Genomic DNA, 16778 nt, shown 5'->3' on the forward strand with positions numbered 1-16778 from the left:
GGCATCGCCCACGGAGGCATCGGGACATGCCGTGGTCGACGTCGCCCCGTACAGTGACCCCATGACGTTCCCCCGGAGACCCCCGGGAGCCGACGACGCCTCCACCGTGGCAGTCCGCTCCGATACGCACCGACGCGGCGCCACCCGCCGCCCCCGTACCGTCCTCACTGCCGTGCTCACCGTCACCGCGCTCATGCTGGGCGGCTGCGCGCTGCGCGGGCTCGACGACGACGCCCTGCGCATCCAGCTGGCGTTCGTGAAGAACTCGCAGAACGCCGGTGAGTACATCGCCGACCATGACGGCTACTACGAGGACGCCGGGTTCTCCAAGGTCGACCTGATCGCCGGACCGACCGCGGTGGAGCAGTCCGCGGCGACCGGCCACGCCACCGTCGCCGGGTCCACCGCCCTGGGCACCGCCAACGCCATCGACTCCGAGGGCATGCCGATCAAGATCATCGGGGCGATCTACGCGAGGAACGCGTTCACCGTCATCTCGATGAACGGCCCCCACGCGATCCGCACACCCGCCGACCTCGAGGGCGCCCGCATCGCCGTGACCCCGGGAACCGCCCAGTCGATGGTGGAGGGCCTCGCCCGTGCCAACGGCATCGACCCGTCCACCATCACCTTCGTGCCCGCCGGCGAGACCGCGGTCCTGACCAGTGGCGAGGTCGACGGCTTCCACGGCCTGACCGCCAACCAACTCATCGACCTGCGGCGCGCCGGCCACGACGTCGTGTCCCTGGACCTCGCAGACCACGGCATGCCCTTCGCCGGGGCGGCGTACGCGGTGTCGCAGGAGAGCATCGACGACAACCGCGAGAACCTGAAGAAGTTCCTCGTGGCCTCCATCCGCGGCTGGCGGGACGCCGTCGCCGACCCCCGGCGCGGGGCGGAACTGGCCACCGACATCTACGGTGCCGACCTGGGCCTGGACCCCGAGAAGGAACTCCTGCAGGCCGAGGCCCAGGTCGAGTTCATCGACAACGACCAGACCCTGCCCGGTGAACTGTTCCGGCTCACCGACGACGCCATGGTCGAGAACGTCGAGTCCCTGCGTCTCAGCGGCATCGACGTCACCACCGACGAACTGTTCGACATGAGCCTGCTCGACGAGGTCTACCAGGAGCACCCCGAGCTCCGGGGCCCCGTCACCGACAACCCGAAGGACGCAGCGTGACCACTCCCGACACCACCGGCGCCGCCGCGCCCAGCGGCATCCGCCTCGACAACCTCACCAAGACCTTCCCCGGAGGGGTCACCGCCCTGGACGCGGTGAGCCTGGACATCCCCCACGGCAGCTTCCTGGCCCTCGTCGGCCCGTCCGGCTGCGGCAAGTCCACCGTCCTGCGTATCCTCGCCGGGCTGGAGGATCCCACGGACGGCACCGCCACCGTGCACGACCTCACCCCGAAGGAGCTGCGCAGCCGCCACGAACTCGGCATCGCCTTCCAGGACGCCGCCCTGCTCCCCTGGCGTTCGGTCGCCTCGAACATCCGGCTCCCGCGCGAGATCGCCAAGGACCCGCTGCCGGACGACGTCCTCGCCGACCTCGTCCGCCTGGTCCGTCTCGAGGGCTTCGAGGACGCCAAACCCGGTCAGCTCTCCGGCGGCATGCGCCAGCGCGTCTCGATCGCCCGCGCCCTGGCCGCCGACCCGTCCGTCCTGCTGCTCGACGAACCCTTCGGCGCGCTGGACGACATGACGCGTCAGCGGATGAACCTGGAACTGCAGCGCATCTGGACCGAGAGCCCGTCGACCACGCTGCTGGTCACCCACGGGATCGCCGAGGCGGTGTTCCTCGCCGACTCCATCGCGGTCATGAGCGCCCGCCCCGGCACCGTCCGTGAGATCGTCGAGGTCGACCTGCCCCGGCCACGCACCCCGGAGATGATGCGGACCCCGGAGTTCCACGCCATCGTCGACCACGTCTCCGACCTGCTGTTCTCGTTCGAGAACACTCCGGACACGCCCGAAACCCGGGAGGCACCGTGACGCGGCCGCGCGTAACCACCGGAGTCCGTGGAGCTCGCGGCACCGTCAACGTCCTGCTCGTCCTGGTCGGCGTCCTCGCGGCGTGGTGGGTCCTGGCGGCCACCGTCCTGCGGCCGCTGGAGACCATCCCCACCCCCGGCGAGATCGTCTCGCGTATCGCCGACGACGGGCTGACCTTCTACTGGGTCAACCTCAAGGTCACCGCCATGGAGGCGGGCCAGGGCTACCTGCTCGGCGTCGGCCTGGCGATCGCCGCGTCGGTGCTGGCACTGCTGTTCCCCCGGCTGCGCGGGATCGTCATGCAGGTCGCGGTGATCACCTACTCCCTGCCGATCATCGCCGTGGGCCCGGTGATCTACCTGATGATCGGCGCACCGTCCAGCGGCGACCCGTCGGCCACCGCGGTCCTGCTCTCGGCCCTGGCGATCTTCTTCACCACCGTCGTCGGCACGCTGCTGGGACTGGACGCCGCCGACCAGCGCTCCCTCGACCTCGTGGACGTCTACGGCGGGTCCCGCCTGACCCGGCTGATGAAGGTGCAGCTCATCGCCGCGGTGCCGTCGATCCTCACCGCGCTGAAGGTCGCGGCACCGATCTCGGTGCTCGGCGCGATCCTCGGCGAGTACGTCGGTGGCGTCGACCGTGGGCTCGGGCCGGCGTTGCTGAACGCCCAGCAGGCGTCGGACGTCTCGCGCACCTGGGCGCTGGCGTTGGCGGCCGCGCTGCTCGCCGGCGCATGGTTCGCGCTGATGGCGCTGCTGTCGAGGGTGGTCAGCCGCCTCGGCTGGGGTGTCACGGAGGTGTCGACCACCGCGCCGAAACGCACCCCGCGCTCCCCCTGGGCCGTCACCGGCGACGTTGTCGGGTCCCTGGTGGTCATCGGCGCGGTGTGGACCTTCGGTCTGCGCCTGTTCGGCATCTCCCCGTTCGTGGGACGTACCCCGGCCGAGGTCGTGAGCTATCTCGCCGACAACAGTGACAGTGCCGACGGACAGAACCACTTCGTGGCCCTGCTGCCCGAGTTGTGGCGCACGCTGCTGGACACGGGCATGGGCTTCGTCCTCGGCCTGGCGGCCGCCGTCGTCGCGGCATCGTTGTTCCTGGTCTTCCCGACCCTCGAACGGGCACTGATGCCGCTGGCGCTGTTCTTCCAGTCGGTTCCGCTGGTCGCGATCGCCCCCGTGCTGATCATCATCTTCGGACGCGGTCAGTTCACCGTGGCGATGATGGGCGCGATCATCGTGTTCTTCCCCGCGCTGGTGAACATCGGTTCGGCGCTGAAGAACGTGCCTCCGGCGCTGATCGACCTGGTGCGCACCTACGGCGCAGGACGGGCCGGGGAGCTGGTGAAGATACGGATCCCCGCCTGTCTGCCGGCGATCTTCGCCGCGGTCCGGATCGCCATTCCGGGTGCCCTGTCCGGGGCGTTGCTGGCCGAGTGGCTGGCGACCGGTCAGGGCATCGGCTCCGTGGTAATCACCGCGGTGGGCAGCGCCGACACCGACGTGGTGTGGGCCTCGGTGACGGTGGTGACGGTGACCGCGCTGATCCTCTACGGGATTGCGGCGCTGCTGGAGAACACCGCCCGGAAGCGGTGGGGGACGTAAACGATGACGGAACGACGAATGGAGATGAGCCGAGAGATGGCGACGAGGACCAAGGAAAGCGCAGAGATCACGGTGTACCTGGCGGGTCCGGAGGTGTTCCTCCCGGACGCTGCGCCGGTGGTCGAGGAGATGCGCCGACTGTGCCGGGAGCACGGCCTGACGCCGATCGCACCGCTGGACGCCGGGGTCGATGACGAGGTGGACGGCGGTGCCGGCGGTGCCGGCGGAATGTCCGCTGCCGCCGGTGGCGCGCCGGACCCGGCGTGGATCTTCGAGAAGAACGTCTCGCGTATCCGTGCCTCGGACGCGGTCATCGCGAACGTGAACCACTTCCGTGGGTCGGAGCCGGACTCGGGGACCTGCTTCGAACTCGGCTACGCCCACGCGCTGGGCAAGAAGCTGTACGTCTACTCCGACGACGGGGCGACCGCCGTCGACCGGGTGCGGGAGTTCTACGGTCCGGTCGACGAGGTCGCCGGTAAGCGTCCGACGGATCCGGAAGGTACGTTCGTCGAGAACTTCGGCTACGCGGTGAACCTGATGATGGCCGTGCCGGCGGTGACGGTGAACGGCACCTTCGCCGACGCGGTGAAGGTGGCCAGCACTGACCTGCTGGAGTGAGTCGGGGCTCTGGGCTCGAGTTCTGGGGGCGGCTGCCTACCCGGTGCTGGTGGTCGGCTCCGGTGAGCCTCCGTCCGCGTCTGACCCGGTCGAGTGTTCCGGAATGTCGATCAGCACCTTGCCGTTACCGGTGGTGACCAGGACGAGCTGCGCTGCATCGGGTTGGACCTCGAAAGCTCCGTAGAGCAGTTTCTTCTCACCTTTCTCGATACGCTCGCTCCCAATCCATCTGTTCGCTCCGTCATTCGGCTCTTCGCAGTACCGGTACCCGTGCTCGATAGGTTGGGTGTAGCCCTCACCGGTCAACGCCGTCAACGAGTCCAGGAGATAGGAGTCGTTCCCGTGGTTGGACACGTCGATGGTGAGCTGCACGATGCGACTGCCCGGCGCCTTCTCAGCGAACCGGGAGTCCACGCCGCCGTACTTGCAGGACTCGTCGACCGAGAAACCGTGAAGGTACGTTTCGATCTCGATGCCGTCCCAGGTGGTCACCGTGAACCCGTCGCCGACGCTGATGACGTCGTCCTCGCTGACGGTCTCATCGCCCTCAGCGACCGGAGCCTCATAGCCGGAGGCGGGGACCTCATTGTCGTCCGATGATGATGCGGCAGAACCATTCTCATTATCGGTACCGATACTGGTCAGCGTGAACACGAGGGTTGTGGCAAGTACACCGACGAGCAGAGAAGCTGCGCCGGTCGCCGCCACGTGCACTCCACTGAAACGTCGACGCTGCGGCGACGACGGCACGGGAGCCGCCCGTCCCCAGGTCTCCTGTTCAGGCGCAGTATCGGGGGTGTGGGCCGGAGGAGGGCCGGGGTCTTTCGCAATAGGCATGGAGCGGTCCTTGAGTAGTGACGAGGGAGCATAAATCGGCGATCCGTCACCGACAGATCAGTGAGCTCAACATATCGCAGAGACATCATCACCTTAGTAACTGCCCAGCTTTCCGGAAGGTTGAGTAGGCAGGACACGGCGGCGACGCCGATACCGTCCACCCGGCACCGGCCCTCACGACGGGTCCCGCCCAACCCGGCCGGTCCTACCGCCGTCACCCGTCGGTCAGCGAGGTGTCATTCACCCCCTCGATACTCCACTGCCCGTCGACATAGACCAGTGTCGTCAGTGACGTCATACCCGAGCCCATCCAGCACGCACATGATCGTGAGCCCGCTGGAGACGACGAGGACATCACCGTGCCCCTCACCCGCTTCCTCGACGGCAATCTCCTCGAGCGCCCCGAGCGCCCTGTCCGCCACCTGCTCCGAGGTCTCGGTCGGCATGTCCGGATTCGGGTTCACCGCACCGAAATGCTCCGACATCTCGAGCTTGGCGAACTTACCCGAGCCCTTCTCGACCAGTTCCTCCACCGAGTCGACGCCCGCATGGTCGAGGACCGCGTCTGTCAACTCGCTGTTGAAGTCACCCTCGCACCCACCGAAAGACATCTCACGAAGCTCGGACTTCGAGTCCACCGGCAAGTCCGACCCCATGCCGGCGAGGATCAGTTCGGCGGTCTGACGGTGCCGGAGCATATCTCCAGAGTATGCAGCGTCGATCTGCATACCCGAGCTCTCGATCCCCTCACCCAGACGAGTGGCCACATCCTGGCCGTCAGAAGTGAGCGGCGAGTCCGCCCACCCCTGCACCCGGTCGAGTTCATTGAACCAGGTCTCCCCGTGTCGGGTCAGGTGGATCGTCACCGAACCATCCACCTGTTGCGCAGTGGTCTACCGCAGAAACAGGCCCTCCACGACCTACACAGCGCTGGCGAGAGTTACTCGGTAGGTCTCACCAAAAATCTCTCGACACTTGCACCGAGCCTGAGCGGCAACTCGTACATGGAGTAGTGTCCGACGTTCGGAAGGACCTCCAACTCCAGGTTCGAGTAGGTCTTCCCGAAACTCGATCGGACCGCGTCAACGGTGACCGCTGGGTCCGTAGCCCCGACGAAAGCCTTCACGGGGAGGTCCCGGCTCCCGAGTTCATCAAGAAAATCAGCGTCGGCCCACGCTCGGAAGTACCCACCGACAGCGGCATCGGCCGAGGTGTGCCTGGTCTCCTCCGCCAGTCCTCCGGTAAAGCGTGGAGACAGGCTGTTGCCTGTCGTGATGTCGATAATCGTCTGCCGCGCACCGACATCGAACTCGGCGGACTCAAAAAGGGCCCGCTGCTCTGGAGGCATCGGAGTCCCTGCCGCGCCGACCGGTGAAATCCCCACCATCGATTCGATCTAGCGAGAAGTATCAGCGAGCACCCGCTGCATGAACACACCACCCATCGAGTGTCCAAGCAGTGAGATTCTCGAGTGCGGAAGAGCCTCGAGCAGTTCGCAGATGTCCGACGAGACCTCGTCCACGGTGAATTCGCCGGACGTACCCTGCTGGCGCCCGTAGCCTCTGTAGTCGGGGAATACCCAGGTGAACTCGTCACCGTCCAGGTAGTTCTCCCATGGCCCCCAGTATCCTGCATGACCGAACCATCCGTTCAGACACACGACGGCGTGGTCACCTGTTCCACGTGTTCTTGTCGAGTTCACCGGTACTCCACTCCTGCCTCCACGCGGAAATCAGCCTCGGTCTTCGCCCGGACGTCGTCCACGCTCACCCCGGGTGCAAGCTCGGTGAGCGCGAGCCCGTCCGGGGTGATGTCGAAGCAGGCGAGATCGGTGATGATCCTGTCCACCACCCCCAGGCCGGTCAGCGGCAACGAACATTCCCGGCGGATCTTCGGCACCCCGTCCCGGGTGACGTGGGTGGTCATCACGACGACCCGTGGTGTACCGGCCACCAGGTCCATCGCCCCGCCCATCCCCTTGACCATGTGTCCGGGCACCATCCAGTTGGCGAGGTCACCGGTGTCGGTGACCTCCATCGCCCCGAGGACGGCGACCTTCACATGACCGCCACGGATCATGGCGAAACTCGTCGCCGAATCGAACACCGATGCGCCGGGGACCAGGGTCACGGTCTGTTTGCCGGCGTTGATCAGGTCAGCGTCCTCCTCGCCCTCCACCGGGAAGGGCCCCATACCGAGGATGCCGTTCTCGCTCTGCAAGGTGACGTGAACTCCCTCGGGCACGTGGTTAGCGACCAGAGTGGGCATCCCGATCCCGAGGTTGACATAGTCGCCGTCACTGAGTTCACGGGCGGCTATCGCCGCCATCTCATCCCGTGTCCAGCTCATGCCGTAGCCTCACTTTCTTCACGGGAGCGCACGGTGCGCTTCTCGATCGGTTTCTCCCTGGGCGTTGCCTCGATGACCCGCTGAACGAACACACCCGGTGTCATCACCGTATCCGGCTGGATCGCACCCCGTTGCTCAAGGTGCTCGACCTCGGCAAGGGTGACGGTGCCAGACGCTGCACACAACGGGTTGAAGTTCTGTGCGGTCAAGCGGTAGACGAGGTTGCCGTCCACGTCCCCGTGGGCGGCATGGACCAGCGCGAGGTCGGCGACGATGCCGCGTTCCTGGACGTAGGTCCGTCCGTCAAACTCCGCGGACGGTTTCCCCTCCGCCACGAGTGTTCCCACGCCGGTGGCGGTGTAGAACGCAGGAATACCGGCCCCTCCGGCCCGGAGCCGTTCGGCCAACGTCCCCTGTGGGGTGAACTCGACCTCGAGTTCACCGGACAGGTAGAGCTCGGCGAAACGCCTGTTCTCCCCGACGTAGGACGCGATGACCTTGTCTACCTGGTTGTTCTCCAGGAGAATGCCGAGGCCCTGACCGTCGACTCCCATGTTGTTGGAGACGATGGTGAGGTTCTTCGCCCCGGATTCACGCAGGCCGTCGATCAGGTCGAAAGGGTTCCCGGACAGGCCGAAGCCTCCCACCGCGACAGTCATCCCGTCGCGGGCGTACTCAGCGACGAGCTCTGCTGCCGTCGCCTCAGTTGTCTTCCATGCCATCGGTGCTGTCACACCCCTGTCGCAGGACGGATCGTTCCGACGCACTCCCCGAAGTCGACGGTCTGACCGTCGACACCGGGGGCGGTGGCGCGCATCGTCACGGTCTGGCCATCCTGGAGGAAGACCATTTCCGTGCCGTCCTGAAGTGTCAGCGGTTCCTTGCCTCCCCAGGACAGCTCCATGAACGATCCACGGCTGTTCTTCTCCGGACCGGAGACCGTACCGGAGCCGAACATGTCACCAGGCCGCAGCGAACCTCCGTTGATCGTCATGTGGGCGAGCATCTGCGGCGCGGTCCAGTACATTCGTCGGTACTCCGGGCGCGACACGACCTCGCCGTCGACCTCAACCTCGAGGTGAATGTCCAGGCCCCAGGGCCCGCCGGCCTCGACACCGTCCTTCAGGTAGTCGGCAAGCTCGAACTCGCGTTCCGGAGTGTCGACGCGGGCGTGTCGCAGGGCGTCAAAGGGCACGACCCAGGTGCCCACCGAGGAGGCAAAAGACTTGCCGAGGTTCGGTCCCAGCGGAACATACTCGAAATTCTGGATGTCGCGGGCCGACCAGTCGTTGAAGAGGAAGGCACCGAAGATATAGTCGGCCGCGTCCGCGACCGAGACTTCGGTACGGGCAGGGGCTCCGGTGCACACGAAGCCCATCTCCGCCTCGATGTCGAGGCGCTTCGACGGGCCGAAGTCGGGTGCGCTGTCGGGCACGGGGCGTAGTCCCTTGGGACGCACCACGTCCGTCCCGGAGATCACCACGGTGCCGGAGCGGCCGTGGTAGCCGACCGGGAGGTGCTTCCAGTTCGGCTTCAGCGCCGCCTCATCGGGACGGAACATCTTGCCGATGTTGGTGGCATGGTCCTCACTGGCGTAGTAGTCCACGTAGTCGGCCGGGGTGAAGGCCAGGTTGTAGCTCACGTGGGAAACATCGACACTCGACGCCCCCACGGCGGTGTCGCTGCCCTCGGCGGACATCGTCTCGACGAGCCACGCCCGGAGGGGACGCCACACGTCAGGGCCGCCGGAGAGAACACCGTCGAGATTCGGGGCGGTCACCGCCTGCACGACCTCGGGGTCCAGTCCACCGACGGCCTCGGCGAGCGCTGCGATGTCGATGACCCGGTCGCCCAGGCGTGTCGCGAGGTACGTGCGTCCGTCAACGGTGACCGAGGCGTACGGGAGATTCGCGGTACCGAAACCGTCGGTGGCGAACTTCTCTGCTGCAGTTGTCATGGGTTGTGGTCCTTTCAGAGGAGGTTTCTCGGCCGTTCAGCTGTGGGAGGATGCCGGCTCGGCGAGGCCGGCGAGGGCATCGTCATCGACACCGCCGAGTTCATTGAGCGTGGTCAGAGGTTCGAGGACGCTGCAGGCACCGAAGCTGACAAAGCTCGACCGCCAGTCCCCGTCGGCCTGCACCACGCTGAGAAGATCCGGTCCGTCGTCGCTGCCGAGCAGGACCTCGGCACGGTCCGACTCCCCCGCACGCAGGGCGACCACGGCGGCGGCGATGTTCAGGAAACCGAAATGATCGAGCGTCTCGCCGTCCCCTTGCTCGGAGTACCGCAGCGCGCGGTGAAGTCCAGCGGTGAGTTTGAACTCAAGTCCGGCATCAACTGCGGCGTGCAGGACGGCAAGCAGTTCGGCCGGGGTCGGGTATAGCGACCGGGTGACTCCGCCGGTCCGGAACTTCAGGCCGAGTCCGTTGTCCCGTATCCACCCCAGACGGTCACTGTCGACCAGGGTGAACGGCAACTCGATCCAGACCGCGAGACCGTCGCGGTCGGCGGCGAAAGCGGATGCGGCGGCGAGCTGCCCGTCCAACGTGGCGTCGCCATCGGAGTCCACCTTGAGTTCCACGGCGGCGACGCGGGTCGTGCGGGGCATCGTGTCCAGAAGTGCGATGACGTCGCCGAGTCGTCCCGCGGGCACAACGACCGACACGTCGAAGGGCACGCCTTCGGCAAGCCGCGACGCTTCAGCAACGTCTTTCAGAGGCAGGACGAGCGGTCCCGTGAAACGGGCCGCCGACAACCTCTGGTTCTCCAGGTGTTTGTACACCGCGTCCGGCAGGGACGCCAGCCCCGGCGGGAAGACGGCGGCGTCGTCGATGAAGTTCTCGAACACTCTCATCGCTCCCCGAGCCAACGTCCGCCGGTCCAGGACGAGGCATACTTGTGGTCGTCGACTGCGACGCCAGCTTCGCCCAGTGACAGTGGCTGGAAGGTGTCGACCATGACGGCAAGTTCGTCGAAGTACTCCTTGCCGATGGATGTCTCGGTGGCACCGGGCTGGGGCCCGTGCGGGTGCCCACCGGGATGCAGGGTGATTGAGCCACTGGCAATGCCGGACCCTTTCCGTGCCTCATAGTCGCCGTCCACGTAGAACATGACCTCATCGGAGTCGACGTTGGAGTGATAGTAGGGCACGGGAATCGCGTTCTCGGCGTAGTCGACCTTGCGCGGGACGAAGTTGCACACCACGAAGTTGTGCCCCTCGAACACCTGGTGGGAGGGCGGCGGCTGGTGGACCTTACCGGTCAACGGCATGTAGTCGTTGACATTGAACACCCACGGGTAAAGACAACCGTCCCACCCGATGACGTCAAAGGGATGCGTCGGCAGAACGTGGATGGAACCGCTGATCCCGGACGGACCACTACCGCGGTGCTTGATGTAGAGCTCCACGTCGCCCTCGGGTTCCTCCGCCAGCTGGAGTTTCTCAGGACCGCGCAGATCGCGCTCACAGTACGGCGCGTGTTCGAGGAGCTGCCCGTGCCGGGACAGGAAGTTCCGGGGTGGACCGATATGGCTGTTCGCCTCGATGAAGTACAGGCGCGCGTCCTCGCCGTCGCGCAGCACCCAGCGGTGGATCGTGGCGCGGGGAATGTTGATGTAGTCGCCTTCCGCAACCTCCAACGGTCCGAACTGGGTCTCCACCAGGGCGGAGCCACGCTCGACGTAGACGAGTTCATCCCCCAGGCCGCTCTTGTACAGCGGTGAGGTGGTGTTAACGTGCGCATAGCTCAAGCGGACATCGGAGTTGCCCATCACCAGTCGACGACCGCGGACGGCGTCCAGTCCGGTTCCGTTGGCTGCACCGTCGAGGTCATGCAACTTCAGGTGCAAAGGGACCAACGGGTCGTTGGGGGTCAAGGTGTGATCGGGGAGGTCCCAGCTACGCGCGTCAACCATCGCCGAGGGGATACCGGTGTGGTAGAGCAACGATGAATCGGAGGAGAACCCCTCCTCTCCCATGAGCTCTTCGTAGACCAGGTCGCCCTTGTCATTCCGCAGTGCGGTGTGGCGGTGCTTCGGGAGGCTCCCGAGCTGTCGGTAGTAAGCCATGTTGTCCTCCTTAGGAAATGACTGTGACAGCAAACGTACACCATATTGATTAAGTTGTGAAGTACTTTCTTTCGGAGAAGCCACCGCCCGTGAATCAAGCGCCCGTTACCGCCGTCACGGCAGACAGTTCCCCGGAGAGGGCGTACCGCGATCGCGATACTGTGGTGACCATGGTCGACCACGACAACGACAGGTCACGAGATAACCCCTCCGAGGCTCCGCACCCGACGGACCAGGCTGCGCCGACGACGCCAACGTCTCGACCGCGGTACGACGGCGGGCTGGACTACTGGAACTTCGTCGAGCACGTCCGTAGTCGACTCGCAGTCGAATCACCCGACTCAGATCATGCTGCGACAGCCGTGATCCTCGCACTCGTCCGAGGGGCGACGACGTTCAGCAACACGATGGAGTCAACGATCCACCGGCCCGCAGGGCGTAGCTGGGCCGGTTACCAGCTCCTTTACACACTGTGGCTCGCCGGCGACATGTACCCGTCCGAAGCCGCCACCCTCACCGGAACCAGCAGAGCCGCCGTGTCCGGCCTGACGGCGAAGATGACCGATGAAGGTCTTCTCACAAAGATCCCGGCCCCCGAGGATGGGCGGAGCCACCTGCTCCACCTCACCGAGCGTGGCGTCGAGGAAGCCAGGACCCTCTACGAACGACAGAACGTCCAGGAGACCCGCTGGGCAGATGCACTGACCCGGGAAGAACGGTCGATCCTCCTGATCCTCATGGACAAACTGCTTAGCGGCACCGCCGCGGGCGAAGCGCGCCAGCGCCGCTGACCCCCTCCGCCATCGGAACAACCATCACGGAGGCGTCTACCTACACCGGTAAACTAGTTCACATCTTGACTTGTTTCTGTGAGGTGGATAACATCCGGCGATACGTTCCCCTGCCCAACTTTCGGGCGAGGGCCCCGCCTCCTCCCCTGCAGAAGGGACCCCCATGGTTCTTGCATCAATCGGCGTCATTCTGGCGTTGCTCGTCCTTATCGTGTTGGCCTACCGTGGCCACTCCGTCATCGTCGCCGCACCGATCGCTGCCTTGATCGGTGTGCTGTTCTCCGGCGCTCCGCTGATGGCGTCCTACACACAGATCTTCATGCCGGCCGCCGGCAACTTCATCGTCAACTTCTTCCCACTTTTCCTCGTCGGAGCGATTTTCGGAACACTGATGTCGGCGTCGGGATACGCCGACCATCTGGCACGGTGGATCTCGAGGTTGGTCGGTGCAAAGAAGGCGATTCTTGCCACGGCGATAGCCACGGCACTGCTCACCTATGGCGGAATCTCGGCCTGGGTCATCGCATTCACGATCGTCCCAGTCGCCAACTCCTTGTTCAGAGAAGCGAATATCCCCCGCCGGCTGATGCCCGCCGCGATCGCACTCGGTATCTTCACCTTCGCTACTGCAGCTCTCCCCGGCAGCCCCCAGATTCACAATGCAATTCCAACAAGGTACTTCGGGACCACGACGTACGCTGCGCCCGCCTTCGGCATCATCGGCGCCATCGTCACCTTCGCCCTGGGCATGGCGTGGTTGGGGTACCGCACCCGGAAGCTCGTCGCCGCGGGGGAGGTCTACGAGGAACCCGAGCATCAGGAACCGACCCCGATTCCTGTGCGGACGTCCACCGAGTCATCGTCCCGGTGGCCTGACCGGAAGACGACGTTGCTTGGTCTCCGCGGACTCCTCCCGATCCTCATCGTCGTCGGGATGAATCTTCTGTTCGTATATGTGCTGTCGAAGAGGATGGACTTCGACTACCTGGCGGAGGACAAGTTCGGAAACACCGACATCGGTGCCGTGATGGGCACGTGGTCGGTCGTCATTGCGATGGCTACTGCCATCCTGGTGATCTTCCTGATGAAACCCGGCATGTTCTCGACCTACGTCAAGGGGCTCTCCGACGGTGCGAAGAATGCCGTCGTTCCTGCCTTCACCACGGCATCGGAGGTAGGCTTCGGTGCGGTCATCGCCTCACTGGCGGTCTTCGCGGCGCTGCAGAACAGCATCTTCGACGTCAGCAACAACCCGGTCGTGATCGGCGCTGTCGCCACTGCCGTGATCTCCGGGCTGACCGGTTCCTCGTCCGGCGGACTCACCATCACTCTCGAGACATTCGGCGACCAGCTGGCACAAATGGCAACCGACCAAGGCATCAGCCTGGAGCTCCTCCACCGGGTAATCGCCATGGCCTCGGTCAGTTTCGACTCTCTCCCCCACAACGGTGCCATCGTGACGCTACTCCTGGTCTGCGGGCTCACTCACCGCCAGTCCTACAAGGATGTCGGCATGGTCACTATCGTTCCCCCGCTGATCGGCGTTCTCGTGGTGATGGGGCTCGGTGCAGTGTTCCCCACCATCTGACCCCGACTCCCGTCAGCGAGATCCTCCCACTGCGACGTCAGACCCGCCCGGTTCACCCGCGTGGGTTTCTCGTCGTTTCCGCCGCTAGAATCACCCCTATGCCCCGAGAGAGTTTCACGACCGGCCCCGAGTACTGGTCCTTCATGGACCGGGCACGGCAGAAGCTCGACGAGCGCGACATGCCCTCGACCAGAATGCTCCTGGCTCTCAACAGGTCTTCCGAGGTCGTCAAGAACACCCTGGAGTCTCAGGTCCACAAGAAGTACGGTTTGACGTGGCAGGGGTTCAAGCTTCTCTTCGTACTCTGGGTAGCCGGGGAGCTCGAACCACACCGTACTGCGGAACTGACCTACCTGCGCCGCGCAACGGTATCGTCGTTGGCGAATGCGTTGGAGGAGAGGTCTCTCATCACAAAACGTCCGTCAGAGTCTGACGGACGTTCGGTGATACTTGCTATGACGGGGGAGGGCGCTGAACTCATCGAGAACATGCTCCGGGAACAGCAGGACAAACTGGCGCAGTGGGCGGCACCGCTGACAACCACCGAACAACAGATCCTCGTCCTGCTCCTGGAGAAACTCCTGTCCGGACAGCGGTGACGCGACGCCCCGGTCGTCACAGGTCGAGAGTCAGCGGCTTCCCCGCACATGACCGTGACACACACGGCATGATGACCGCACCCGACTGCTTCTCCCGCGCGGAGAGAACGTCATCACGGTGGTCGATGTCGTCCGGATCTGCACCCACCACCCCCAGGACGCATGTCCCACAGAGTCCTTCACGACAGTCTGCGTCGACATCAAAACCGGTCGTCTCGAGTACCTCAAGAAGTGTTTGTTCCTTCGGCACTGTCAGCACCTTGGCGGAGGAGTTGATCGTCACCTCGAACGGTTCGTTCAAAGAGACGTCCACCGAGGAGGTTGACTGGAATGATTCCCGGGTGACAGTTCCCTCCGGCCATGAGGAGAAGACATCCAGCACCGCGGCCGTCAGGCGGTCCGGGCCGCAGGTGCACACCTGCGTTCCCTCACGGAACTCCTCGACGATCCCCGGAAGGTGCAGTCTGGTTCCTTCATCGGAAACGTGGAGAACAAGATGCTCCCCGTGGTCGGCGCGGAGTCGATCGAGGTAAGCAAGCTTCTCCCTGGTCGGTCCACAATAGTGGATGGTGTAGTCGATCCCCCGGGACTTCGCATCATCGGCAAGCGCAAGAATCGGGGTGATACCGATACCACCGGCAATCAGAATCCGGCGGTTCACGTCAACGTCGACCGAAAAGTTCTGCCGGGGGCCACGGATGCGAACGGTCGCCCCTTCAGCGACATTCTCGTGGATCCACCGCGAACCACCGCGCCCGTCCGGTTCAAGGGCGACCGCTATCTCCCAGGCTTCGGAGGAACTCCCACACAGTGAATAACGCCGGCTGACATCCCCGGCGTCGATCTCGACATGGGCCCCGGGTTGCCAGCTGGGAAGCACGCCGCCGTCTGGGACCAGGCTGAGGCCGACGATGTGCGCGGTGAGCTGCCGTACCTCCTTGACGAACATGGTCCGGGTCCGCAGCTCCTTGCTGGGCCCGTTGAAGACAATGTCCGGAAACTCCGAAGGTGCCCCGGTCGTGTCCTCCTTCCCGGTGTCCGCTTCCCATTCGACCCACAGGTGCTCAGGCCCGCGGAAGGAGGTATTCGGCACAAACTCAAACTCCTGATCCACCAATCTCATGGAGGGGAATCTCCTGGTAAGTTCCTGGAGAATCACCTGAAGCTCCAGGCGGGCCAGGTTCTTCCCGAGACACTGATGGCTGCCGAACCCGAAGGTGAGATGATCAGTGGAGTTGTCCCGGTAGAGGTCGATGGTATCCGGATCGCTGAAATGCCGGGGGTCACGATTCGCCGCCGCTGAGACGATGAGCAACCGCTCCCCCTCATCCAAACTCTGCCCGCCCAACACTGTTGGTTTCGTGGTGATTCTTCTCCAGGCAGCAACACCGCCGCTGAGTCGGAGGCATTCCTCAATCGCATTGGGAATCAACTCTGGTTTCTGGACGAGCTCGTCCCACACCGGACGGTTCTCCAGCAGGAGCTTGATGGCGTTGGACGCCGAGTGAGCGGTGGTCTCGTGGGCCGCGACGATTCCCGCCATCATGATGGAGTGAAGATAGGAGTCCGTCACGACCTCGGGTTGTTCCTTCTGAGCGCGGATACTGTACGGCATCCACCCTGGTGCTTCGGGGGTCTCCCGTAGTTCAGCCAGGATGTCACCGGCAAGATTCCAGAAGTTTCCGACATTCTCGGCGATGTCCTTCTGCTGTTCGGGACTCGGCCGTCCCCAGGTATTCACCGTGTGTGCCACCGAGTACCGACGCAACATGTCCATGTCATGTTCCGGCACCCCGAGGAAGTGGAAGGCCACGGTCAGCGGGACCTCCCACAGAAGATTGTTGACCAGGTCGGCGCGTCCCTCGTCGGCGAACCTGTCGATGTAGTCACTGACAAGTTCGCGGACCATCGCCTCCTCGCCCTTGAGATGGGCGACGTCGAAGGGCCCAGCCAAGGCCCGACGTCGTGCAGTGTGCGCTGGTTCGTCCTCGTTCACCAGTGTCCGACGCATCCCGTAGCCTTTTGCTTCCAGGATCGCCTGCGCCTCGGGAGTGGCCGGGGTCAGCTTCTCCAGTGCGACGGACGCTGAGTAGGTGGATTGGTCGCGGAAAACCTCCTGAACATCGTCGAACCGTGTGACTACCCAGTACCCGAGCTTCTCCGAGTAGAAGATCGGTTCGTTCTCTCTGGCCCACGCGCACGCTTCGCCGGGGTTCAGCTGGTAGTCCATCTCGAAGGGGTCGAAGTCCTTCGACGCAGAGCCCGAATGGTAAGGGCACCGGGGAGTCGTTGTCATGTTGGTCGTAGTCATAGGTGAAGC

Annotated in this window: 17 protein-coding genes; 7 read left to right on the forward strand and 10 right to left on the reverse strand. The window is 64.6% G+C overall.

Going from position 1 to position 16778, the window contains the following annotated elements; all coding sequences use genetic code 11:
- The first annotated feature begins 61 nt into the window (after window positions 1-61).
- The 4 genes from PQI66_RS05045 to PQI66_RS05060 are packed head-to-tail and all read left to right on the forward strand — an operon-like array spanning window position 62 to window position 4226.
- Window positions 62-1183 carry an ABC transporter substrate-binding protein gene (locus PQI66_RS05045; protein ID WP_339996504.1) on the forward strand — a complete coding sequence of 374 codons (1122 nt, stop codon included), beginning with the start codon at window positions 62-64 and terminating at the stop codon, window positions 1181-1183.
- Complete coding sequence (locus PQI66_RS05050; protein ID WP_445227996.1) at window positions 1180-1998, forward strand: ABC transporter ATP-binding protein; 819 nt, start codon at window positions 1180-1182, stop codon at window positions 1996-1998. Before PQI66_RS05045 ends, PQI66_RS05050 begins: the two co-directional genes overlap by 4 nt.
- Window positions 1995-3605 carry an ABC transporter permease gene (locus PQI66_RS05055; protein ID WP_339996505.1) on the forward strand — a complete coding sequence of 537 codons (1611 nt, stop codon included), beginning with the start codon at window positions 1995-1997 and terminating at the stop codon, window positions 3603-3605. The genes PQI66_RS05050 and PQI66_RS05055 overlap by 4 nt, the downstream gene beginning before the upstream one ends.
- 3 nt (window positions 3606-3608) lie before the next feature.
- Window positions 3609-4226 (forward strand): nucleoside 2-deoxyribosyltransferase, encoded by a 618-nt coding sequence (locus PQI66_RS05060; RefSeq protein WP_339996507.1) that lies wholly within the window; start codon window positions 3609-3611, stop codon window positions 4224-4226.
- A gap of 36 nt (window positions 4227-4262) precedes the next feature.
- Here PQI66_RS05060 and PQI66_RS05065 read toward each other — a convergent pair whose 3' ends face one another.
- From PQI66_RS05065 to PQI66_RS05105, 9 genes are all read right to left on the reverse strand, one after another.
- Window positions 4263-5063: a hypothetical protein gene (locus PQI66_RS05065; RefSeq protein WP_339996508.1), complete on the reverse strand. Its 801-nt coding sequence runs from the start codon at window positions 5061-5063 to the stop codon at window positions 4263-4265.
- 236 nt (window positions 5064-5299) lie between these two features.
- Window positions 5300-5929 (reverse strand): histidine phosphatase family protein, encoded by a 630-nt coding sequence (locus PQI66_RS05070; RefSeq protein WP_339996510.1) that lies wholly within the window; start codon window positions 5927-5929, stop codon window positions 5300-5302.
- 74 nt (window positions 5930-6003) lie between these two features.
- The gene (locus PQI66_RS05075) at window positions 6004-6411 is read right to left on the reverse strand and encodes an alpha/beta fold hydrolase (RefSeq protein ID WP_339996511.1); all 408 of its coding nucleotides are present in this window, start codon (window positions 6409-6411) and stop codon (window positions 6004-6006) included.
- A gap of 48 nt (window positions 6412-6459) precedes the next feature.
- Window positions 6460-6723 (reverse strand): alpha/beta fold hydrolase, encoded by a 264-nt coding sequence (locus PQI66_RS05080; protein WP_339996513.1) that lies wholly within the window; start codon window positions 6721-6723, stop codon window positions 6460-6462.
- A gap of 38 nt (window positions 6724-6761) precedes the next feature.
- Entirely contained in the window at window positions 6762-7412 is a 651-nt protein-coding gene (locus tag PQI66_RS05085) for a CoA transferase subunit B (RefSeq protein ID WP_339996515.1), read from the reverse strand.
- Window positions 7409-8134 carry a CoA transferase subunit A gene (locus tag PQI66_RS05090; protein ID WP_339996517.1) on the reverse strand — a complete coding sequence of 242 codons (726 nt, stop codon included), beginning with the start codon at window positions 8132-8134 and terminating at the stop codon, window positions 7409-7411. Before PQI66_RS05090 ends, PQI66_RS05085 begins: the two co-directional genes overlap by 4 nt.
- Window positions 8135-8142: 8 nt before the next feature.
- Window positions 8143-9369 (reverse strand): fumarylacetoacetate hydrolase family protein, encoded by a 1227-nt coding sequence (locus tag PQI66_RS05095; protein WP_339996518.1) that lies wholly within the window; start codon window positions 9367-9369, stop codon window positions 8143-8145.
- A gap of 36 nt (window positions 9370-9405) precedes the next feature.
- A complete protein-coding gene (locus PQI66_RS05100; RefSeq protein ID WP_339996520.1) occupies window positions 9406-10266 on the reverse strand; it encodes a hypothetical protein in 861 nt (286 codons plus the stop codon).
- Window positions 10263-11480, reverse strand: a complete 1218-nt coding sequence (locus tag PQI66_RS05105) for a homogentisate 1,2-dioxygenase (protein WP_339996522.1) — start codon at window positions 11478-11480, stop codon at window positions 10263-10265. The genes PQI66_RS05100 and PQI66_RS05105 overlap by 4 nt, the downstream gene beginning before the upstream one ends.
- 170 nt (window positions 11481-11650) lie before the next feature.
- Between PQI66_RS05105 and PQI66_RS05110 the strand changes: the two genes are divergently transcribed.
- From PQI66_RS05110 to PQI66_RS05120, 3 genes are all read left to right on the forward strand, one after another.
- The gene (locus PQI66_RS05110; RefSeq protein WP_339996524.1) at window positions 11651-12271 is read left to right on the forward strand and encodes a MarR family winged helix-turn-helix transcriptional regulator; all 621 of its coding nucleotides are present in this window, start codon (window positions 11651-11653) and stop codon (window positions 12269-12271) included.
- 163 nt (window positions 12272-12434) lie between these two features.
- Window positions 12435-13859, forward strand: coding sequence for a GntP family permease (locus tag PQI66_RS05115; protein ID WP_339996525.1), 1425 nt, complete (start codon window positions 12435-12437; stop codon window positions 13857-13859).
- Window positions 13860-13957: 98 nt separating this feature from the next.
- The gene (locus tag PQI66_RS05120) at window positions 13958-14458 is read left to right on the forward strand and encodes a MarR family winged helix-turn-helix transcriptional regulator (RefSeq protein ID WP_339996526.1); all 501 of its coding nucleotides are present in this window, start codon (window positions 13958-13960) and stop codon (window positions 14456-14458) included.
- 16 nt (window positions 14459-14474) lie between these two features.
- On the opposite strand, the gene PQI66_RS05125 is transcribed toward PQI66_RS05120, so the two are convergent.
- Entirely contained in the window at window positions 14475-16769 is a 2295-nt protein-coding gene (locus PQI66_RS05125; protein WP_339996528.1) for a cytochrome P450/oxidoreductase, read from the reverse strand.
- Window positions 16770-16778: the final 9 nt, after the last annotated feature.

This window comes from Corynebacterium sp. USCH3, assembly GCF_037619475.1.
GTDB lineage: Bacteria > Actinomycetota > Actinomycetes > Mycobacteriales > Mycobacteriaceae > Corynebacterium.